This window comes from Streptomyces sp. NBC_01450 (genome assembly GCF_036227505.1).
Taxonomy (GTDB): Bacteria; Actinomycetota; Actinomycetes; order Streptomycetales; family Streptomycetaceae; genus Streptomyces.
The window spans coordinates 6,454,629-6,472,364 of sequence record NZ_CP109480.1; the positions used below are offsets into that span (position 1 = coordinate 6,454,629).

The window sequence follows — 17,736 nt, forward strand, 5'->3', positions numbered from 1 at the left end:
GCGGGACGGTCGTCCGGCGCGGTACCTCGTATGGGACCCTGTGGTGCATGAACGATCAGTCCGCCCGCGCCGCCGCGCCCGCCGAACAGTACGTCCTGACCCTCTCCTGCCCGGACAAGCAGGGAATCGTGCACGCCGTGTCGAGCTACCTCTTCATGACCGGCTGCAACATCGAGGACAGTCAGCAGTTCGGCGACCACGACACGGGACTGTTCTTCATGCGCGTCCACTTCTCGGCGGAGGAGCCGGTGACCGTGGACAAGCTGCGCGCGAGCTTCGCGGCGGTCGGTGACTCCTTCCACATGGACTGGCAGCTCAACCGGGCCGAGGACAAGATGCGGATCGTGCTGATGGTCAGCAAGTTCGGCCACTGTCTGAACGACCTGCTCTTCCGCGCGAGCAGCGGCGCGCTGCCCGTCGACATCGCGGCCGTGGTCTCCAACCACACCGACTTCGCCGAGCTCGTGGCCTCGTACGACATCCCCTTCCATCACATTCCGGTGACGAAGGACACGAAGGCGCAGGCCGAGGCGCAGGTGCTCGAACTGGTCCGCTCCGAAGGGGTCGAACTGGTCGTGCTGGCCCGCTACATGCAGGTGCTCTCCGACGACCTGTGCAAGCAGCTCAGCGGCCGGATCATCAACATCCACCACTCCTTCCTGCCGAGCTTCAAGGGCGCGAAGCCTTACCACCAGGCGCATGCGCGCGGTGTGAAGCTGATCGGCGCGACGGCGCACTATGTCACCGCCGACCTCGACGAGGGGCCGATCATCGAGCAGGAGGTCGAGCGCGTCCGTCACGACGTGACGCCCGACGGGCTGGTCGCCATCGGACGGGACGTGGAGTGCCAGGCGCTGGCGCGCGCGGTGAAGTGGCACGCCGAGCGCCGAATCCTCCTGAACGGCCGCCGCACGGTGGTGTTCGCGTAGGGCCGCGTCCTTCAGCCCGTCCGGCGTTTGAGGACGAGGCCGTTCAGGCCGATGCGGGGGTCTGGGGGCGGCGCCCCCAGGTGCGGATGGGACGGGTAGGGGCGGCGGGGGCGAGGAAAACGGGCCGGCTCACATCCGGCTCAGCGACGCGGCGGCGAAGAGCACGTCCCTGATGGCCTCGCGATCACCCAGCTGCCCCGCCGCCGCTTCCTCCGGCGACACGTGCCCCGCCGCCAGCCGACAGAACTCCACCCCGTCCAGCGCGACATGCGCGACCTCGTGCTCGGCGGAGGCCACGCTCGCCGGAGAGTCGAGCGGGATCAGCCACTCGCCACCACCGAAGCCCTCGATCTCCAGACGCAGGCTGCGCCCGGGCGCCCCCGCCGCGACGAGCCGGCGCGGCGCCGGAGCCGACAGCCCCGCCCGCCGCCGCTCGGCGAGCGACACGGGCAGCATCCGCGCCGCCAGATCGATCATCCGGTGCAGATGACGCGGCGCGGGCGGCTCGTACGGATAGTCCACGGCGTCCGCGATGTCCCCCGCGTGCACCCAGCACTCGAAGGCGCGATCCAGCATCGAGTCGCTGAGCGGCAGTTCGAAACCGCCGTACGACACGGCGAGCCGCCCGGAGCCGCCGCCCGCGAACGCCACCGTACGGACGAGGTGGTGGCTCTGCTCCCGCCAGGGTCCGCGCACGGCCCGGGTGGGCGGGAAGTGCGAGGCACGCCAGTACGCCTCGGTGCGCTCCGAGGGGGTCGTGGCACCCGGAGCCGCCCCCTGCGCCTCGGTCTTCGCGCCCGTCGCTCCGCCGAGCGGGTCCTCCAGGCCCAGCGCGACCCCCACCAGCCCGTCCACGGAGAGCAGATGCGCGATGACCCCGGCCACGGTCGTGCGCCGGCTCAGGGGCGCGTCGCCCTCGAACCAGCGCAACCGCACCGGCGCGTGCCACTCCGCGTCTCCTATGTCCTGCAACAGCGCGTCGAGCCGCGCGGTCTCCGCGTCGTAGGGAGCCGCCCACTCGGGCACCGGAATACGCGCGGGGCGCCGGTCCAGGCAACTCTCCAGGACCCGGGTGCGCAGCGTCGGGTCGATGTCGAGGCTCTCCGGCGGGTGCAGCAGCCCGACCGCCTCACGCAGCCGCAGCGCCTCGTCCGCGCACGAGCCGCACTCCCCGAGGTGCTCCTCGACCGCCTCCGTCTCCGGAGCCGAGCAGGCGGCCAGCGCCCACGCGCCGAGCAGCGACTTCAGCACCCGGTGTTCCAGGACGAGCGGCGCGGGTTCGGGCAGCGGCAGTCCGGTGTCCTCGACGGAGGAACGCGGCGTGGGGATACGCGGCGGCTGCTCCGAACCGGAGGCACCGGCGGAACCGGGGAACCCGCCGTCATCGCCCCCGCTGTCCACGCCACCGTCCTTGGCCTCGTGCTCCTCGTGCTTGTCGTGCTCCTCGTGTTTGCCGTGTTCGTCGAAAGGCTCTTCGAAGGGCTCGAACCGGTCCGCTCCGCCACTCACCGCGCACCTCCGTATTCGGGCGGCACACCGGAGGGCCCGGCGTCGTGGGCGGTGGACAGCAGTTGCAGGCCGAGGCGGAGCCGGCGGCGGGCCTCGTCCTCGGTGACGCCGAGGTCGGCGGCGGCCTGGCGGTAGTCGCGGCGCTGGAAGTACGCCAGCTCCAGGGCGGCCCGCAACGGGGTCGGCATGGACGTGACGATGTAGTCGGCGCGGGCGGCGACGGAGGCGCTGCGCACTTTGCGTTCCAACTCCTCGGTGGTGCCGCCGCCGTCCAGGGCGAGCGCGGCGGTCTCGGTGGTGCGCAGCCGCTGCACGGCGAGCCGGTGGGTCAGCGTGGCGATCCAGGAACGCAGGGGGCCCTGCTTGGGGTCGTACGACTCGGGGCTCTGCCAGACGTGGGCGAACACCTCGCGCGTGATGCCGTCGGCGGCCCGCTCGTCGCCGAGCACGCGGTGCGCGAGGCCGTGTACGAGCGAGGCGAACCGGTCGTAGAGCTCACCGAGCGCGGCGGCCTCCCCGCGTGCGAGCCGCTGCTGCATCTTGCGGTCCCAGCGGGGCGGTGCGTCCTTCGCCGCCATGCGGCCCCCTCACTCTGCTCCTGCCCGGCGCCTGACCCTGCGTCCCTGTCCGTACCGGCCGGCGTCCCCGTCCAGCCTGTGTGCATCGCTGTCTCGAATGTAGTCGGCACGTCCGACAGCGCACGCCCCTTTACGTCAATGTGCGCCCCTGGACGGGGTGCGGATGGTAGAAGCCCATCGCTTCCCCCCTTGGATCCGATCGAACTGGACCGTATGTGACCACTGAACGACCGAAACAGCTCGGTCGTCCAGCATTTTCGACTGTAGACCGACGTTTCATCGATCCCGTACCGGTGTTTCATGGAACGACGGTGGGGCAGCCGCGCTGACAGGAAGCGTAAGAGGTGCTTCCGTTTTTCGGCGGGCGAGGCGAGCGGGAGGCGTTGCGGTGACGCTCAAGGTGACCGACGACGAGTGGGGCGAGTGGGCCGTGCTCCGGGTGTCGGGCGAGATGGATCTCGTGACGTCTCCGGTGCTGCGCCGGCGGGTGCACGAGGCGGTGGCGGAGGGCCGCCGCAGTCTGGTCCTCGACCTCTCCGAGGTCCTCTTCTGCGACTCCAGCGGTGTCGGGGTCCTCATCGCGACCCGCCGCCTGGTCCGCTCCTGCCAGGGGCGCCTGCGGCTGATCCTGCCGGCCCGGGGCGCGTCCGACGTCTCCCACGTCAACCGCGTTCTCGGGGCCCTCGGCGTGCGCCGCCTCTTCGACGTCTATCCGGACGTCGTCTCGGCCGTCGACGAGGAATCGAGCCCGCTGTCGGCGTGAGCCCGCGCCACACAGTTGTCCGGGAATTCCCTCGGTCTTGGCACAACCGCCGTTTTCCCCCACCCCCGGTGGCCTGGGCGTCGTACGCTCCGTGCCAGATGAAAACCGCAGTCCGGCTGAGAGTCCGGCTGAGTTGTAAGGCGGTCCGAGAAGACCATGGTCAGCACCGAGTACGAGCGCAGGATTGCCGCCCGCTTCGCAGGCTTCGACCAGGACGGCAACGGCTACATCGACCGGGAGGACTTCAACGCCGCGGCGAAGTCGGTTCTCGCCGAGTTCGATACGACGGCGCGGTCGGACAAGGGCCAGGCCCTGTACGTCGGCGCGGAGGCGTTCTGGCAGGGCATGGCGGGGATAGCGGATCGTGACGGCGATCAGCGCATCACCCGGGCGGAGTTCGTGAACGGCGCCGTGAAGCGGCTGCGTGACAGCCCCGACCGCTTCGGGGAGATCGCCCGTCCCTTCCTGCACGCGGCCCTCGCCGTCGCGGACACCGACGGGGACGGAACGGCCACGGTCGAGGAGGCCGTTCGCGTACTCAAGGCCCTGGGCGTGCCGGACGGCGTCGCCGCCGTGGCGGCCGCGGCGCTCGACACGGACGCCGACGGCCGGATCGGCGAAACGGAGGTCGTCACCTCGTTCGCCCGCTACTTCACAGTCCCGGAGTAGCCCCCTACGGCACCCGCACTCCGCTTGGCCGTCCGGTCCCCACCCTCACCCCTCCCCCGAAAACCGCTCCCTGAGCCTGTACTTCAGTACCTTTCGGAGCGTTTCGTTGCGGGGGAGGGCGTCCACCACCTCCAGCTGCTCGGGGAGTTTGTGGACGGAGAGTCCCTCCTCGCGCAGGTACGAGATCACGACGGGGAGCGTCAGTTCGGCGGCGCCCGGGGGCTGTTCGACCACCGCGCAGACCCGCTCGCCGCGTTCGGCGTCCGGGAGGCCGATCACGGCGACGTCGCCGACGGCGGGGTGCCGGTGCAGCAGGTCCTCGATCTCCTTCGCGGAGATGTTCTCGCCCTTGCGGATGATGACGTCCTTCAGACGCCCGGTGAGGACGAGATGTCCGCTCTTCGTCAGACGACCTACGTCGCCGGTGATCAGGAACCCGTCCTCGTCGAAGGCCTCGGCGGTCTGCGCCGGGTCCAGATAGCCCTGGCAGACGGCCTCCCCGCGCAGCCGTACCTCGCCGTCCACGATCCGTATCTCCATGCTCTCCGGCGGCCTGCCCTCCGTCGTCGCGAGGTTCTCGGCCGTGTCGTCCGGCGCCCCCATCGTGATCATCGGGACCTCGGTCATCCCGTATCCGTGGGTGAGCTGCACGCCCATCTCCCGTACGACGGAGTGGTAGACCTCGGGCGGCTTCGGCGCGCCCCCGCCCGCCAGGAGCCGCAGCGTGGGGATGACCGGCTCGGACGGCCGCTTGCGCTGCTCGGCGAGGAACATCGAGTAGAACGCCGTCGAACCGCCCGCCACCGTCACCCCGTGCCGCCGGTACTCCGCCAGCGCCGCCGGCAGCGCGAAGTGCTCGAACATCACTGCGGGGAAGCCGTACAGCAGCAGCATCACCGTGTAGTCGGGCCCCGCGATGTGCGCGTACGGGAAGGCCATCGAGCCCACGTCGTCGGCCGACAGGCGCAGCGCGTGGGCGAGACACGACCCGCCCGCGATCAGCGAACGGTCCGTGTGGAGGACGCCCTTGGGGTCGGAGGTCGTCCCCGAGGTCCAGTAGATCCAGCGGACCGAGGTGCCCTCGGCCGGCGGCGCGGGCAGCACGGCAGGATCGCCGTCCGGCAGCACGTCGTACGCCTCGAAGACGCCCTTCGCGCCGAGCCGCCGCGCCATCGCCGTGTGGTCGAAGCCGCGCCACTCGCCCGGTACGGCGAAGTACTCGGCCTTGGACTCCCTGAGCGCGAAGCCGACCTCGCGGTCGCGGTAGAAGGGAATGACCGGGGACTGCACGGCGCCCAGGCGGGCCAGGGCGAAGGACAGCAGGGCGGTCTCGATACGGGTGGGCAGCTGCCAGGCGACCACCGTGCCGGGGCGTACGCCCACGTCGTACAGGCCCGCCGCCACCCGCTCGGCGCGGTCGCGCAACTCGCCGAAGGTCAGGGTGCGGTCCTCCTGGAGGAGGACCGGGCGGTCGGGGGTGAGGTCGGCCCGGCGGGCGACCAGTTCCCAGAGGGTGCGGGATGCGCTCAGTGCGTGGGCGGTGTCGTTCACGGCGGCGGCCCCCTGTGACCGTGAGAGAGCTGACGGACAGTCAGATCGTGGCAGAGCGTAGGGCTCGGCGCCTTGTCGGTCCAGGGGTGCGGGACTAGCCTGCTGGGGAAGCAAGAATCTGACGACCCATCAGATATGTACGCCAGGCGGAGGGGAACCATGACCGAACTGCCCCGCATCATCAGCGTCGACGACCACGTGATCGAGCCCGCCCACCTCTTCGAGACCTGGCTGCCGAAGAAGTACCAGGACCGGGGACCCAAGCCCCTCACGGCCGGAATCGGCGAACTCGCCTACGTCGGCGGCAAGTACCAGATCACCATGGACCCGGACGGCCCGCCCACCGACTGGTGGATCTACGAGGACCTCAAGTTCCCGTACAAGCGCAACATCGCCGCCGTCGGCTTCGACCGCGACGAGATGACCCTGGAGGGCATCACGCGCGCGGAGATGCGGCGCGGCTGCTGGGACCCCGTCGAGCGGCTCAAGGACATGGACCTCAACCACGTCGAGGGAAGCCTCTGCTTCCCGACGTTCCCCCGCTTCTGCGGGCAGACCTTCGCCGAGGCGCACGACAAGGAGGTCGCCCTGGCCTGCGTGCGCGCGTACAACGACTGGATGGTCGAGGAGTGGTGCGGCGACAGCGGCGGCCGGCTGATCCCGCTGTGCCTCATCCCGCTGTGGGACATCGACCTGGCGGTCGCGGAGATCCGGCGCAACGCCGCGCGCGGAGTGAAGGCGGTGACCTTCTCCGAGATCCCCACCCACCTCGGCCTGCCCTCCATCCACTCCGGCTACTGGGACCCGTTCTTCGCGGTCTGCCAGGAGACGGGGACGGTCGTGAACATGCACATCGGTTCCTCCTCGCAGATGCCCGCCGCGTCCCCGGACGCGCCCCCCGCCGTACAGGCCTCGCTGTCCTTCAACAACGCCATGGCCTCGATGATGGACTTCCTCTTCAGCGGGGTGCTGGTGAAGTTCCCGCGCCTCAAACTCGCCTACTCCGAAGGGCAGATGGGCTGGATCCCGTACGCCCTGGAGCGCGCCGACGACGTCTGGGAGGAGCACCGCGCCTGGGGCGGCGTCCGGGACCTCATCCCGGATCCGCCCTCGACGTACTACTACCGGCAGATCTTCTGCTGCTTCTTCCGCGACAAGCACGGCGTCGCCTCGCTGGACGTCGTGGGACGGGACAACGCCACCTTCGAGACCGACTACCCGCACGTCGACTCGACCTTCCCGCACACCAAGGAGGTCGCCCTCGACCATGTGAAGGGCCTCGACGACGAGACGATCCACAAGCTGATGCGCGGGAACGCGATCCGCATGCTCGACCTGGACCTCGACAAGTAGACGGCCGATGGATCTCACGTACACCCCCGAGGAGGAGGAGTTCCGTGCCCGGCTGCGGGAGTGGCTCGCCGGGGTGCTCCCGTCGCTGCCCCCGAAACCGTCCCCGGACGACTGGCCGGGCCGACGGGCGTACGACCTCGGGTGGCAGCGGATGCTGTACGACGCCGGGTACGCGGGGCTGCACTGGCCCGTCGACGCCGGGGGCCGGGGCGCCACGCCGACCCAGCACCTCATCTACCTGGAGGAGACGGAAAAGGCGGGCGCCCCCTACGTAGGGGCCAATTTCGTCGGACTGCTGCACGCCGGGCCGACCATCGCCTCCGAAGGGACCCCCGCACAGCGGGCGCGCTGGCTGCCGCCCGTGCTGCGTGGCGAGGAGGTCTGGTGCCAGGGGTTCAGCGAACCGGACGCCGGCTCGGACCTCGCGGCTCTGCGCACACGCGCGTGGCGGGACGGCGACGACTACGTAGTGAGCGGGTCCAAGATCTGGACCTCCCACGCGGAGGTCGCCGACTGGTGCGAGCTGCTGGTCCGGACGGATCCGGCGGCCCCGAAACACCGCGGGATCTCGTGGCTCGCGATGCCCATGGACGCGCCCGGGATCACCGTCCGGCCGCTGCGCACCCTCGCGGGCTCGACCGAGTTCGCGGAGGTCTTCCTCGACGAGGTACGGGTGCCCGTCTCCCACCGGGTCGGCGCCGAGAACGACGGCTGGCGCGTGACCATGGTCACCCTGTCGTACGAGCGCGGTACCGCCTTCGTGGGCGAGGTCGTGGCCTGCCGACGGGTGCTGGGCGAGGTCGCGCGCGAGGCCCGGAAGAACGGCCGCTGGGACGATCCGGCGCTGCGACGGCGGCTGGGCGCGCTCAACGCCGAGTTCCGCGCGCTGTGGCGGCTCACGCAGTGGAACGTGAGCGAGGCGCAGAGCAACGGGGGAGTGCCGGGGGTCGGCGGTTCGGTTTTCAAACTGAGGTACTCACACGCGCGGCAGGAGCTGTACGACGCCGCCGCCGAGGTTCTCGGCCCCGAGGCGCTGGACCTGGGCCGGGAGTGGACCCTCGACCGGCTCAGCTCCCTGTCGTACACCATCGCGGCCGGCACCTCGCAGATCCAGCACAACATCGTGGCCGAACGGATCCTGGGCCTGCCGAAGGGGCGGTGAGTACTTCCCGGTGGACTTCCAACTCACTGATGATCAACGAGCCTTGAAGGCGGGCGTGCGCGAGCTGCTCGCCGCGCGGTTCGGCCGGGAACGGCTGCGCGCCGCCGTGGACGAGGGGCCGCGACTCGACCGGGCCCTGTGGCGTGAGCTCGGCGAGGCGGGGTTCTTCGCGCTGCGCCTGCCCGAGGCGGACGGCGGCGTCGGACTCGGCCTCCCGGAGGCGGTGCTCGCCTTCGAGGAGGCGGGGCGGGTCCTGCTGCCCGGCCCGCTGGTCGCCACGCATCTCGCGGCGGGCGTGGTGGACGGGGCCGCCACCGGGGAGACCGTGGTGACGGCCGTCGACGGCGGCGGCCTGGTGGAGTGGCTGACGGAGGCCGACGTCGTACGCGGGGACGCGACTGGCGCCGAGCCGCTGAGGTCGGTGGATCCACTGACACCGCTGCACCGGGTATCCGTACCCGAAGGGGCCGGTCCCACCGGCGTGCGCCCCACGGGTTCCACCGGCGCACTCCCGACTGCTTACCTGACTTCGCTACTCACGGCGGCCGAACAACTCGGCGGCGCCGCGCGAACCTGCGAGACGGCGGTGCAACACGCCCGGACCCGCGAGCAGTTCGGGCAGCCGATCGGGGCCTTCCAGGCGGTCAAGCACCTGTGTGCGCAGATGCTGGTGCGGGTGGAAGTGGCGCGCGCCGCGGTCTACGCCGCCGCCGTCACGGCCGACCCCGTGGACATCGCGGCCGCCCGTCTGCTCGCCGACGAGGCCGCCGTGCGCGGCGCCCGTGACTGCCTCCAGGTGCACGGCGGCATGGGCTTCACCTGGGAGTCCGACGTCCATCTGTATCTGAAGCGGTCCTGGGCGCGGACCCAACGTGCCGGAACGGCTACGGAGAGTGAGGAATTATTGGCGGCCGATCTGGTGGCCGGAGTGGGCCGATAGGGCTCTGTGCAGGCACGGTCCGGAACGGGGCGCCATGAATGTCGCGGATCGTGGCATACCGGAATTACGGAGCGTTGATATCGGGTTGTGTCCTACGCGTGACTTGTCACGGCCTGGAGTCGGCGGCGAGCTCCGGTACCTTGTGTGAGATGCGAGTGGTTCTGAGATCGAGCCATCCCGGTGTTGCCCCTGAGGCCGCGCCGGATCCGGCGATGCTCGCCGCTCGCAAGGCGGTGCGGGCCCCCGCGACTGCCTGTTCGACTCCCCAAGGCGAGCGTCGCACAGTATGCCGCACGCGTACTCCTTCGCGCTGGAATATGCCCGAAGCGCTTGTTGGGGTGACTGTACGTCAACCATGCTGTCTCTCAAGGGAATCACGTTCCGTGATCCTGGTTCTGGTCATGCAGGTCATGGCCACGATCGTGGCCCTCGTGAGGCGCGAGGCGATGTGTCCGCCGGTTCGGATGGTGTGAGCGGTGCAGGTGCTTCAAGTGCAGCTGGAGATCCGGCCCGACCCCGCGGAGGTGGGGCGAGCCCGGAGGTGGGCCCGATCGCGGCTTGCGGGGTCCGGGATAGGTGTCGATGAACCGCTCGCCGAGACGCTGATCCTGCTCGTCTCCGAACTCGTGACCAACGCCGTGGTGCACACCGGCTGTCCGGCCGTGCTGAGGCTGTCCCTGCCGGGCGTCCTCGATGAGTCCATCGGCACCGTCCGCCTGGAGGTGGCCGACTCCAGCGCCCGCCCCCCGGTGCCCCGGCATGCCGAGGGCGACGAGACCAACGGCCGCGGCCTGGAGTTGGTCGACGGTCTGGCGGACCGCTGGGGCTGGAACCCCGAGGGTGCCGGCAAGAGCATCTGGTGCGAGGTCGACCGCTGTACGCAGGGAGCCAGGGCGGGGGTCGCGTACGCGACTTCCTCCTATGAGGGCTTCGCGTACGAGGCGTACGAGGCGGTCTAGTCCGCGTCCGCACCCGCTCCCGTACCTCTGGTGCCTCCGGTGCGGGAGCACGGCTCGTGCATCTGTGCACGCGTTCCGTTTCCGCGGCCCCGGCCGGGGCCGAGTGCGCCGGGGTGTGCTTCCGTGCGCGCCTTCGCAAAGGGTGCGTAAGTGATATTTCCCCGAACGGGTGTTGACGTGACGTGTCCGTTTGATCACTCTTGTGTTCAGCGATTCGCCGCGAGGGGACGACGAGGGCTTCGGTGACGGGGGCCCTCGGCGAGTGCGGGTCGTGATTCGGCGTCGGCTCCTACAGGGCCAGAGGGAGCAGGGCGGGTACGCCGGAACCGGATGGCGGCGCGCGATGCCGTGCTCGGGGCGCGCAGTGGCGCGCCGCCAGCCGGCCCTTTCCCCCGGGGGGCTCGAGGGGACTCCGGGGGACTTCAGGGGCTCATCTCAGAGGATGGCGACCGGCGCCACGGGGGTCCCCGTGCCGCCCACGAACGGTTCCGGCATCGCGGACAGCAGGAAGGCATAGCGACTTAGTTGTCCACAGGCTGTGGACAACTCTTCGAGGTTCCAGTTCTGGCCCTGCAGCATCCCCATCTCGACCAGGTCGAGCGCGTGCACGGGCAGCCACAGGTCGTCGATCTCGGGAGGAAAGACCTCAAAGGTGAGGGTGTCGTTCGCGACGGCCGCGACATCGCGCGCGTGGAACCACTCGGGCGTACGGATCGACAGCCCGGGCGACGGATACCCGTACGCGTGCTTGTCGCCCGCCAGGTAGACCTGGATCTGCCCGGTCCGTACGAGCGCGATGTCGCCGGATCGCACCCGTGTGCCCGCCAACTCCTCCGCCGCGTCCAGGTCTTCGGGGGTCACGGCGTGCCCGCCGTCGAGGCGGTCGACGCCCCGCGCGCGAGGGATGTCGAGCAGGACACCCCGCGAGACGATGTGCCGGGGCTTGTCGATGCCGCTGAACTCGGCGCCGCCGTGCGGGGTGATCGTGCCGGCCGGGCGGCCGTTGTAGAGCTTCCCGGAGTGTGAGACATGGGTGAGCGCGTCCCAGTGGGTCGCCGCCTGGAGTCCCAGGGTCACGGCGTCGTCGCTGCACGCGACCGTGCCCGGACCGAAGATCTCCTGGTTGATCTGCACCATGACGTGCAGTGGATTGACCCGCCCGGGGATCATTCCGGTCTGCACCCCGTCCTGCTGGAGGGGGAGCGCGAGCGGAACGCGCCGCCCCGTGCGGACGCAGGCGGCGGCCTCTCGTACCACCTCGTCGGTGATCAGATTCAGGGTCCCGATCTCGTCGTCGGCGCCCCAACGCCCCCAGTTGTTCACGCGCTTGGCGATGTCGTGGAACTCGACCGGAAGTGACATGAGTCCTCCGCGGGGCTTGTCTCCGGGTATCTGACGGGTCGTAGAATCCGAGGAGACCGAATCTAACGGACCGTCAGAAACTGCGGGAAGGGGCCGGACATGGGGAACTTCTTGGCAGGCAAGGTCGTCGCCGTGACGGGGGCGGGCCGCGGGATCGGCCGCGCCGTCGCGCTCGCCGCGGCGGCCGAGGGCGCGCGGGTCGTCGTCAATGACTACGGGGTGTCCATCGAGGGCGCCGAGCCGACGAGTTCGATCGCCGACGCCGTCGTGAAGGAGATCGAGGCGGCGGGTGGGGAAGCGGTCGCGGTGGCCGACGACATCTCCACGATGGCGGGCGGTCAGCGGGTCGTCGACGCGGCGCTGACCTCGTACGGGCGCATCGACGGAGTGGTGTGCGTGGCCGGCATCCTGCGCGAACGGATGCTCTTCAACATGTCCGAGGAGGAGTGGGACCCCGTCGTCGCCACCCACCTGAAGGGCACGTTCACGGTCTTCCGGGCCGCCTCGGCGGTCATGCGCAAACAGGGCACGGGCACGCTGATCGGCTTCACCAGCGGCAACCATCAGGGCTCGGTCGCGCAGGCCAACTACAGCGCGGCGAAGGGCGGGATCATCTCGCTGGTCCGCAGCGCGGCACTGGGCCTGCACAAGTACGGGGTGACGGCCAACGCGGTGGCGCCGGTCGCCCGTACCCGCATGTCGGCCAATGTCCCCATGGAGCTGAAGGAGATCGGCGAACCGGAGGACGTGGCCGCGCTGGTGGTCTACCTCCTCTCCGACCGCGCTCGCGAGGAACGCATCACCGGGCAGGTCTACACGATCGCAGGCCCGAAGATCGCGGTGTGGGCACAGCCGCGGGAGCTGCGCGCCGGGTACGCGGACGGCGGCCCCTGGACTCCGGAGCGGATCGCGGACTTCCTGCCGGGGACCGTGGGCGTGGACCCCATGCCCCTGCTGGAACAGGTGGAGGCGATGGCGCGGGCGGCGGCGCGCAAGGCGCGGCCGAACGCGTGAGGTGCGGCTGAACGCGTGAGGTGCCGTTGTTCTGTTGGGCCCGTGGGCGAGGGGGACACATGGAGTTCGGATTCGACGCCGAGGACGAGGCCTTCCGGCGCGCGGCGCGGGACTGGCTGACGGCCCATCCGGTCGGGGAGCCGGTCGTCCGGCAGGACTGGGAGCGGGAACTGGGCCGGGGCGGCTGGATCGGCCTCGGCTGGGCGGAGGACGGCTACGGCAACCGGCGGGCGAGCCTGACCCAGCAGGTCGTCTGGGCCGAGGAGTACGCCCGCTCCAAGGCGCCGGCCCGCTCCGGCCACATCGGCGAGAAGCTCCTCGCCCCCACCCTCATCGCCCACGGCACCCCGGAACAGAAGGCCCGCTTCCTGCCCCCGGTCGCCCGTGGCGAGGAACTCTGGTGCCAGGGGTACAGCGAACCGGGCGCGGGCTCGGACCTCGCGGGGATACGTACGGCCGCGGCACCGGACGGCGACACGTACCGCGTCACCGGCCAGAAGATCTGGACCTCGCTCGCCCACGAGGCGGACTGGTGCTTCGTCCTCGCCCGTACGGAACCGGGGTCGACCCGCCACCACGGCCTGTCCTTCCTTCTCGTCGCGATGGACCAGCCGGGCCGCGTCGAGGTCCGCCCGATCCGCCAGCTCACCGGCACCAGCGAGTTCAACGAGGTCTTCTTCGACGGCGCGGTGGCGCGCGCCGAGCACGTCGTCGGCGGTGCGGGCAACGGCTGGCAGGTCGCCATGAGTCTCCTCGGTTTCGAACGAGGGGTCTCGACCCTGGCCCAACAGATCGGGTTCGCGGAGGAGTTGGGGCGGGTGATCGAGACGGCCGTCGCCACGGGCGCCGCGGCCGACCCGGTGGTCCGCGACCGCCTCGTACGCCAGTGGGCGGAGCTGCGCACGATGCGCTGGAACGCGCTGCGGACACTGGGCGGTTCGGGCGACGCGGGCGCGCCCAGCGTCGCCAAGCTGCTGTGGGGGCGCTGGCACCAGCGGCTCGGTGAACTGGCGGTACGGGTACGGGGCGCGGAGGCCGCGACCGGCCCCGCGGACTGGTCGGCCGCGGCCCCGTACGAACTCGACTCCTTCCAGCACCTGTTCCTGTTCAGCCGGGCCGACACCATCTACGGCGGCTCGGACGAGATCCAGCGCACGATCATCGCCGAGCGCGTGCTCGGCCTGCCGAGGGAACCCAAGGGCTGAGGGAGTCGCGATGCGAGGCGTGATCTTCGACGGCAAGCGGACCGAGGTCGTGGACGACCTGGAGATACGGGATCCGGGACCCGGCGAGGTGCGGGTCGCGATCTCCGCGGCCGGGCTCTGCCACAGCGACCTGTCGGTCGTGGACGGGACGATCCCCTTTCCCGTCCCCGTGGTCCTGGGGCATGAGGGCGCGGGGGTCGTCGAGGCGGTGGGCGTGGGCGTCAGCCATGTCCGGCCCGGCGACCATGTCGCGCTCTCCACGCTCGCCAACTGCGGGACGTGCGCGGAGTGCGACCGGGGGCGGCCGACGATGTGCCGCAAGGCGATCGGGATGCCGCGGCAGCCGTTCGCGCGGGGCGGGCGGCCGCTGTACCAGTTCGCGTCCAACTCCGCGTTCGCGGAACGGACGGTCGTGAAGGCCGTCCAGGCGGTCCGCATCCCCAAGGACATCCCCCTCCCGTCCGCCGCGCTGATCGGATGCGGCGTACTGACGGGAGTGGGCGCGGTCCTGAACCGCGCGAGGGTGGACCGGGGGGACACCGTCCTCGTCATCGGCACCGGCGGAATCGGGCTCAACGTCCTCCAGGGCGCGCGGATCGCGGGCGCCCTGAAGATCGTCGCGGTCGACGCCAACCCGGCGAAGGAGTCCGTGGCCCGGCGGTTCGGCGCGACGCACTTCCTGACGTCGACGGAGGACGTGAAGGACATCCTTCCCACCGGCGCGGACCACGCCTTCGAGTGCGTCGGCCGCGTCGAGCTCATCCGCCAGGCCATCGACCTGCTGGACCGCCACGGCCAGGCGGTCCTCCTCGGCGTACCCCCGGCGACGGCCGAGGCGTCCTTCCTCGTCTCGTCCATGTACCTCGACAAGTCCATCCTGGGCTGCCGATACGGGTCCTCCCGCCCCCAGCGCGACATCGCCCTGTACGCCGACCTCTACCGAGAAGGCCGCCTCCTCCTGGACGAACTGGTCACCCGGACCTACCCGGTGGAGGACTTCGACAAGGCGGCACAGGACGCGGAGGAGGGGAGGGTGGCGCGGGCGGTGCTGACGTTCTAGGGGGTAGCGCCCCGTCCCCGTCCCCGTCCCGCGCTCAACGCACGGACCCGAGGGCCCGGAAGGTTCGGCGATACGTGGTGGGGGTGACCCCGAGCACCGCCTGTAGGTGCTGCCGCATCGACTGGGCCGTGCCGAAGCCGGCGTCCCGCGCGACCTGGTCGACGGACAGGTCGCTGGTCTCCAGCAGGTGCCGGGCCCGTTCGACGCGCTGTTGGGTGAGCCACTGCCCGGGGCTGACGCCGACCTCCTCGCGGAAGCGGCGCGTGAAGGTGCGTACGGACATGGCTTCCTGTTCGGCCATGTCGCGCAGCTGGATCGGCTCGTCGAGGCGGGCCAGGGCCCAGGCGCGGGCGGCGGTCGTGGTGGCCGCCTGCGGCTCCGGCACCGGCCGCTGGATGTACTGCGCCTGCCCGCCGTCGCGGTGCGGGGGTACGACGGTGCGGCGGGCCACGTCGTTGGCGACGGCGGTGCCGTGGTCACGGCGTACGAGATGGAGGCACAGGTCGATTCCGGCGGCGACACCGGCGGAGGTGAGGATGTCGCCGTCGTCGACGAAGAGGACTTCGGCGTCGACCTTGATCTTCGGGAAGAGCCGCTGGAAGTGCTCGGCGTGCATCCAGTGGGTGGTGGCCGGCCGGCCGTCGAGGTATCCGGCGGCGGCGAGGACGTAGCCGCCGGTGCAGATGGAGACGAGGCGGGTGCCGGGGCGGAGGTGGGCGAGGGCGGCCACCAGTTCGGGGGTGAGGACGCCTTCCTCGTGGACGGGGCCGAGTTCGTAGGAGGCGGGGATGACGACGGTGTCGGCGGTGGCGAGGATTTCCGGTCCGTTCGCCACGAGGACGGCGAAGTCGGCGTCCGTCTCGACCGGCCCGGGCGGCCGGACCGAGCAGGTGACGACCTCGTACAGCGGGCGCCCGTCCGCGTCGCGTGCCTTGCCGAAGATGCGCTGCGGGATGCCGAGCTCGAACGGCAGCAGTCCGTCGAGGGCGAGGACGACGACGCGGTGGCGAGGGTGCGTACCGTGAGAGGTCATGGCCCGATCCTAATGAATGCTGTCCTTCGGGCCACTCGTTCGCGAGAGGCCCGGACCCGAAGCTCTATGTCGTGACCCAGACAACCGAAGCCGCCTCCCCGGGGGACGCCGCAGCCGCAGAGAACCCCCACCCCACCGACTCGACCGGCCCCACGGGCTCCTCTGCGCCCCGCGTCCGTATCCACCGCGCCTGGTTCGTCGCGGCCGTCACCTTCGTGACGATCATCGGTGCGGCGGCCTTCCGTTCACTGCCGGGTCTGCTGATCGACCCGCTGCACCAGGATTTCCACTGGTCGCGCGGCACGATCGGCGCGGCGGTGTCCCTCAACCTCGCGCTGTACGGGCTGACGGCGCCGTTCGCGGCGGCGCTGATGGACCGCTTCGGCATCCGGCGCGTGGTGGCGGTCGCCCTGATGGTGATCGCGCTCGGTTCCGGCCTGACCGTGTGGATGACGGCGGCCTGGCAGCTGCTGCTCTGCTGGGGCCTGCTGGTCGGCCTGGGATCGGGTTCGATGGCGCTGGCCTTCGCGGCGACGGTCACCAATCGCTGGTTCACGGCACGCAAGGGCCTGGTCACGGGCATCCTGACGGCGGCCTCGGCGTCGGGTCAGCTGATCTTCCTGCCGCTCCTGTCCTGGATCGTCACGGAGCACGGCTGGCGCCCGGCCGCGGTGACGGTGGCCCTCGCGGCGCTCGCGGTCGTCCCCTTCGTATGGCTGCTGCTGCGGGACCACCCGGCGGACGTGGGCGTGAAGCCTTACGGGTCGGCGGAGTTCGTACCGAAGCCCGCGCCCGTACAGGGCGCCGCCCGGCGCGCGGTGACGGTCCTGCTCTCCGCCGTCCGCACCGGCCCGTTCTGGCTGCTGGCCGGCACCTTCGCGATCTGCGGCGCCTCGACGAACGGCCTGGTCCAGACGCACTTCGTGCCCGCGGCCCACGACCACGGGATGCCCATCACGGCGGCGGCCTCACTGCTCGCGGTGATCGGGGTCTTCGACGTGGTCGGAACGGTCGCCTCCGGCTGGTTCACCGACCGCTTCGAACCGCGTCGGCTGCTCGCCGTCTACTACGCCCTGCGCGGCGTCTCGCTCCTGTTCCTTCCCATGCTCCTCGCCCCGTCCGTCCATCCTCCGATGATCTTCTTCATCGTCTTCTACGGCCTCGACTGGGTCGCCACGGTCCCGCCCACCCTGGCCCTGTGCCGTGAGCAGTACGGGGAGGACAGCGCCATCGTCTTCGGCTGGGTCCTCGCCTCCCACCAGATCGGCGCCGCCCTCGTCGCCTTCCTCGGCGGTGTGGCGCGGGACGTGTTCGGCTCGTACGACGTGGTCTGGTACGCGTCGGGCGCGCTGTGCGCGGCGGCGGCCCTGATGGCGCTGGTGATCCGACGACGCCCCGTGGCGGGCACCCCCGCGCTCCCCGCGGCGGCCTGACGGCTCCGGCACCCCGGCATTCCGCCCTGGGCGGCCTGCCGCTGAGCCACCTGCCACTGGGCGCGGACCATGCCTACCCGATCGAGTAGGGAGCTCGGGGTCTTCGTCTCTCCACGGAGGCACTTCAAGTTTTCCTCCCCGACGAGATCCGCATGCCGTTGCCGTCCGCCGATGGCGCGGAGCAGTCACCAGGCATTCACCAACGGAAGATGAATT

The 17,736-nt window shown here is 70.8% G+C and carries 16 protein-coding genes; 11 read left to right on the forward strand and 5 right to left on the reverse strand.

What is annotated here, in order from left to right:
* Positions 1–47 precede the first annotated feature (47 nt).
* Positions 48–929 carry a formyltetrahydrofolate deformylase gene (purU, locus tag OG568_RS28860; protein ID WP_329533644.1) on the forward strand — a complete coding sequence of 294 codons (882 nt, stop codon included), beginning with the start codon at positions 48–50 and terminating at the stop codon, positions 927–929.
* Positions 930–1,058: 129 nt separating this feature from the next.
* Here purU and OG568_RS28865 read toward each other — a convergent pair whose 3' ends face one another.
* Together OG568_RS28865 and OG568_RS28870 are read right to left on the reverse strand one after the other, a co-directional pair.
* The gene (locus tag OG568_RS28865) at positions 1,059–2,438 is read right to left on the reverse strand and encodes a zf-HC2 domain-containing protein (protein WP_443077780.1); all 1,380 of its coding nucleotides are present in this window, start codon (positions 2,436–2,438) and stop codon (positions 1,059–1,061) included.
* Positions 2,435–3,016 (reverse strand): sigma-70 family RNA polymerase sigma factor, encoded by a 582-nt coding sequence (locus tag OG568_RS28870; RefSeq protein ID WP_266583282.1) that lies wholly within the window; start codon positions 3,014–3,016, stop codon positions 2,435–2,437. The genes OG568_RS28865 and OG568_RS28870 overlap by 4 nt, the downstream gene beginning before the upstream one ends.
* Before the next feature lie 388 nt (positions 3,017–3,404).
* Between OG568_RS28870 and OG568_RS28875 the strand changes: the two genes are divergently transcribed.
* Positions 3,405–3,779, forward strand: coding sequence for an STAS domain-containing protein (locus OG568_RS28875; protein WP_329533645.1), 375 nt, complete (start codon positions 3,405–3,407; stop codon positions 3,777–3,779).
* 156 nt (positions 3,780–3,935) lie between these two features.
* A complete protein-coding gene (locus OG568_RS28880) occupies positions 3,936–4,448 on the forward strand; it encodes an EF-hand domain-containing protein (RefSeq protein WP_266433510.1) in 513 nt (170 codons plus the stop codon).
* Between the two features lie 45 nt (positions 4,449–4,493).
* On the opposite strand, the gene OG568_RS28885 is transcribed toward OG568_RS28880, so the two are convergent.
* The gene (locus tag OG568_RS28885; protein ID WP_329533646.1) at positions 4,494–5,999 is read right to left on the reverse strand and encodes a class I adenylate-forming enzyme family protein; all 1,506 of its coding nucleotides are present in this window, start codon (positions 5,997–5,999) and stop codon (positions 4,494–4,496) included.
* Between the two features lie 159 nt (positions 6,000–6,158).
* On the opposite strand from OG568_RS28885, the gene OG568_RS28890 reads away from it, so the two are divergent.
* The 4 genes from OG568_RS28890 (at position 6,159) to OG568_RS28905 (ending at position 10,413) form a co-directional block, all read left to right on the forward strand.
* Complete coding sequence (locus tag OG568_RS28890; protein ID WP_329367103.1) at positions 6,159–7,352, forward strand: amidohydrolase family protein; 1,194 nt, start codon at positions 6,159–6,161, stop codon at positions 7,350–7,352.
* A gap of 7 nt (positions 7,353–7,359) precedes the next feature.
* Positions 7,360–8,514 carry an acyl-CoA dehydrogenase gene (locus OG568_RS28895; protein WP_329533647.1) on the forward strand — a complete coding sequence of 385 codons (1,155 nt, stop codon included), beginning with the start codon at positions 7,360–7,362 and terminating at the stop codon, positions 8,512–8,514.
* Positions 8,515–8,524: 10 nt separating this feature from the next.
* Positions 8,525–9,454, forward strand: a complete 930-nt coding sequence (locus tag OG568_RS28900) for an acyl-CoA dehydrogenase family protein (RefSeq protein WP_329533648.1) — start codon at positions 8,525–8,527, stop codon at positions 9,452–9,454.
* 476 nt (positions 9,455–9,930) lie between these two features.
* Entirely contained in the window at positions 9,931–10,413 is a 483-nt protein-coding gene (locus OG568_RS28905; RefSeq protein WP_266433520.1) for an ATP-binding protein, read from the forward strand.
* Between the two features lie 435 nt (positions 10,414–10,848).
* On the opposite strand, the gene OG568_RS28910 is transcribed toward OG568_RS28905, so the two are convergent.
* A complete protein-coding gene (locus tag OG568_RS28910; protein ID WP_329533649.1) occupies positions 10,849–11,775 on the reverse strand; it encodes a cyclase family protein in 927 nt (308 codons plus the stop codon).
* 99 nt (positions 11,776–11,874) lie between these two features.
* On the opposite strand from OG568_RS28910, the gene OG568_RS28915 reads away from it, so the two are divergent.
* Genes OG568_RS28915 through OG568_RS28925 form a run of 3 tightly spaced genes read left to right on the forward strand, consistent with a single transcriptional unit; the run spans position 11,875 to position 15,054 of the window.
* Positions 11,875–12,789 carry an SDR family oxidoreductase gene (locus OG568_RS28915; protein WP_329533650.1) on the forward strand — a complete coding sequence of 305 codons (915 nt, stop codon included), beginning with the start codon at positions 11,875–11,877 and terminating at the stop codon, positions 12,787–12,789.
* 59 nt (positions 12,790–12,848) lie between these two features.
* A complete protein-coding gene (locus OG568_RS28920) occupies positions 12,849–13,994 on the forward strand; it encodes an acyl-CoA dehydrogenase family protein (RefSeq protein ID WP_329533651.1) in 1,146 nt (381 codons plus the stop codon).
* A gap of 10 nt (positions 13,995–14,004) precedes the next feature.
* Positions 14,005–15,054 (forward strand): Zn-dependent alcohol dehydrogenase, encoded by a 1,050-nt coding sequence (locus tag OG568_RS28925; protein WP_329533652.1) that lies wholly within the window; start codon positions 14,005–14,007, stop codon positions 15,052–15,054.
* A gap of 34 nt (positions 15,055–15,088) precedes the next feature.
* Here OG568_RS28925 and OG568_RS28930 read toward each other — a convergent pair whose 3' ends face one another.
* The gene (locus OG568_RS28930; protein ID WP_329533653.1) at positions 15,089–16,087 is read right to left on the reverse strand and encodes a GlxA family transcriptional regulator; all 999 of its coding nucleotides are present in this window, start codon (positions 16,085–16,087) and stop codon (positions 15,089–15,091) included.
* Between the two features lie 71 nt (positions 16,088–16,158).
* On the opposite strand from OG568_RS28930, the gene OG568_RS28935 reads away from it, so the two are divergent.
* Entirely contained in the window at positions 16,159–17,520 is a 1,362-nt protein-coding gene (locus OG568_RS28935; RefSeq protein WP_329533654.1) for an MFS transporter, read from the forward strand.
* The last annotated feature ends 216 nt before the right edge of the window (positions 17,521–17,736 follow it).

What these genes read in the sequence shown, in the direction of transcription:
- purU (WP_329533644.1), top strand. Translation starts at nt 48, where the DNA reads ATGAACGATCAGTCCGCCCGCGCCGCCGCGCCCGCCGAACAGTACGTC.
- OG568_RS28870 (WP_266583282.1), bottom strand. Translation starts at nt 3,016, where the DNA reads ATGGCGGCGAAGGACGCACCGCCCCGCTGGGACCGCAAGATGCAGCAG.
- OG568_RS28880 (WP_266433510.1), top strand. Translation starts at nt 3,936, where the DNA reads ATGGTCAGCACCGAGTACGAGCGCAGGATTGCCGCCCGCTTCGCAGGC.
- OG568_RS28890 (WP_329367103.1), top strand. Translation starts at nt 6,159, where the DNA reads ATGACCGAACTGCCCCGCATCATCAGCGTCGACGACCACGTGATCGAG.
- OG568_RS28895 (WP_329533647.1), top strand. Translation starts at nt 7,360, where the DNA reads ATGGATCTCACGTACACCCCCGAGGAGGAGGAGTTCCGTGCCCGGCTG.
- OG568_RS28910 (WP_329533649.1), bottom strand. Translation starts at nt 11,775, where the DNA reads ATGTCACTTCCGGTCGAGTTCCACGACATCGCCAAGCGCGTGAACAAC.
- OG568_RS28915 (WP_329533650.1), top strand. Translation starts at nt 11,875, where the DNA reads ATGGGGAACTTCTTGGCAGGCAAGGTCGTCGCCGTGACGGGGGCGGGC.
- OG568_RS28920 (WP_329533651.1), top strand. Translation starts at nt 12,849, where the DNA reads ATGGAGTTCGGATTCGACGCCGAGGACGAGGCCTTCCGGCGCGCGGCG.
- OG568_RS28925 (WP_329533652.1), top strand. Translation starts at nt 14,005, where the DNA reads ATGCGAGGCGTGATCTTCGACGGCAAGCGGACCGAGGTCGTGGACGAC.
- OG568_RS28930 (WP_329533653.1), bottom strand. Translation starts at nt 16,087, where the DNA reads ATGACCTCTCACGGTACGCACCCTCGCCACCGCGTCGTCGTCCTCGCC.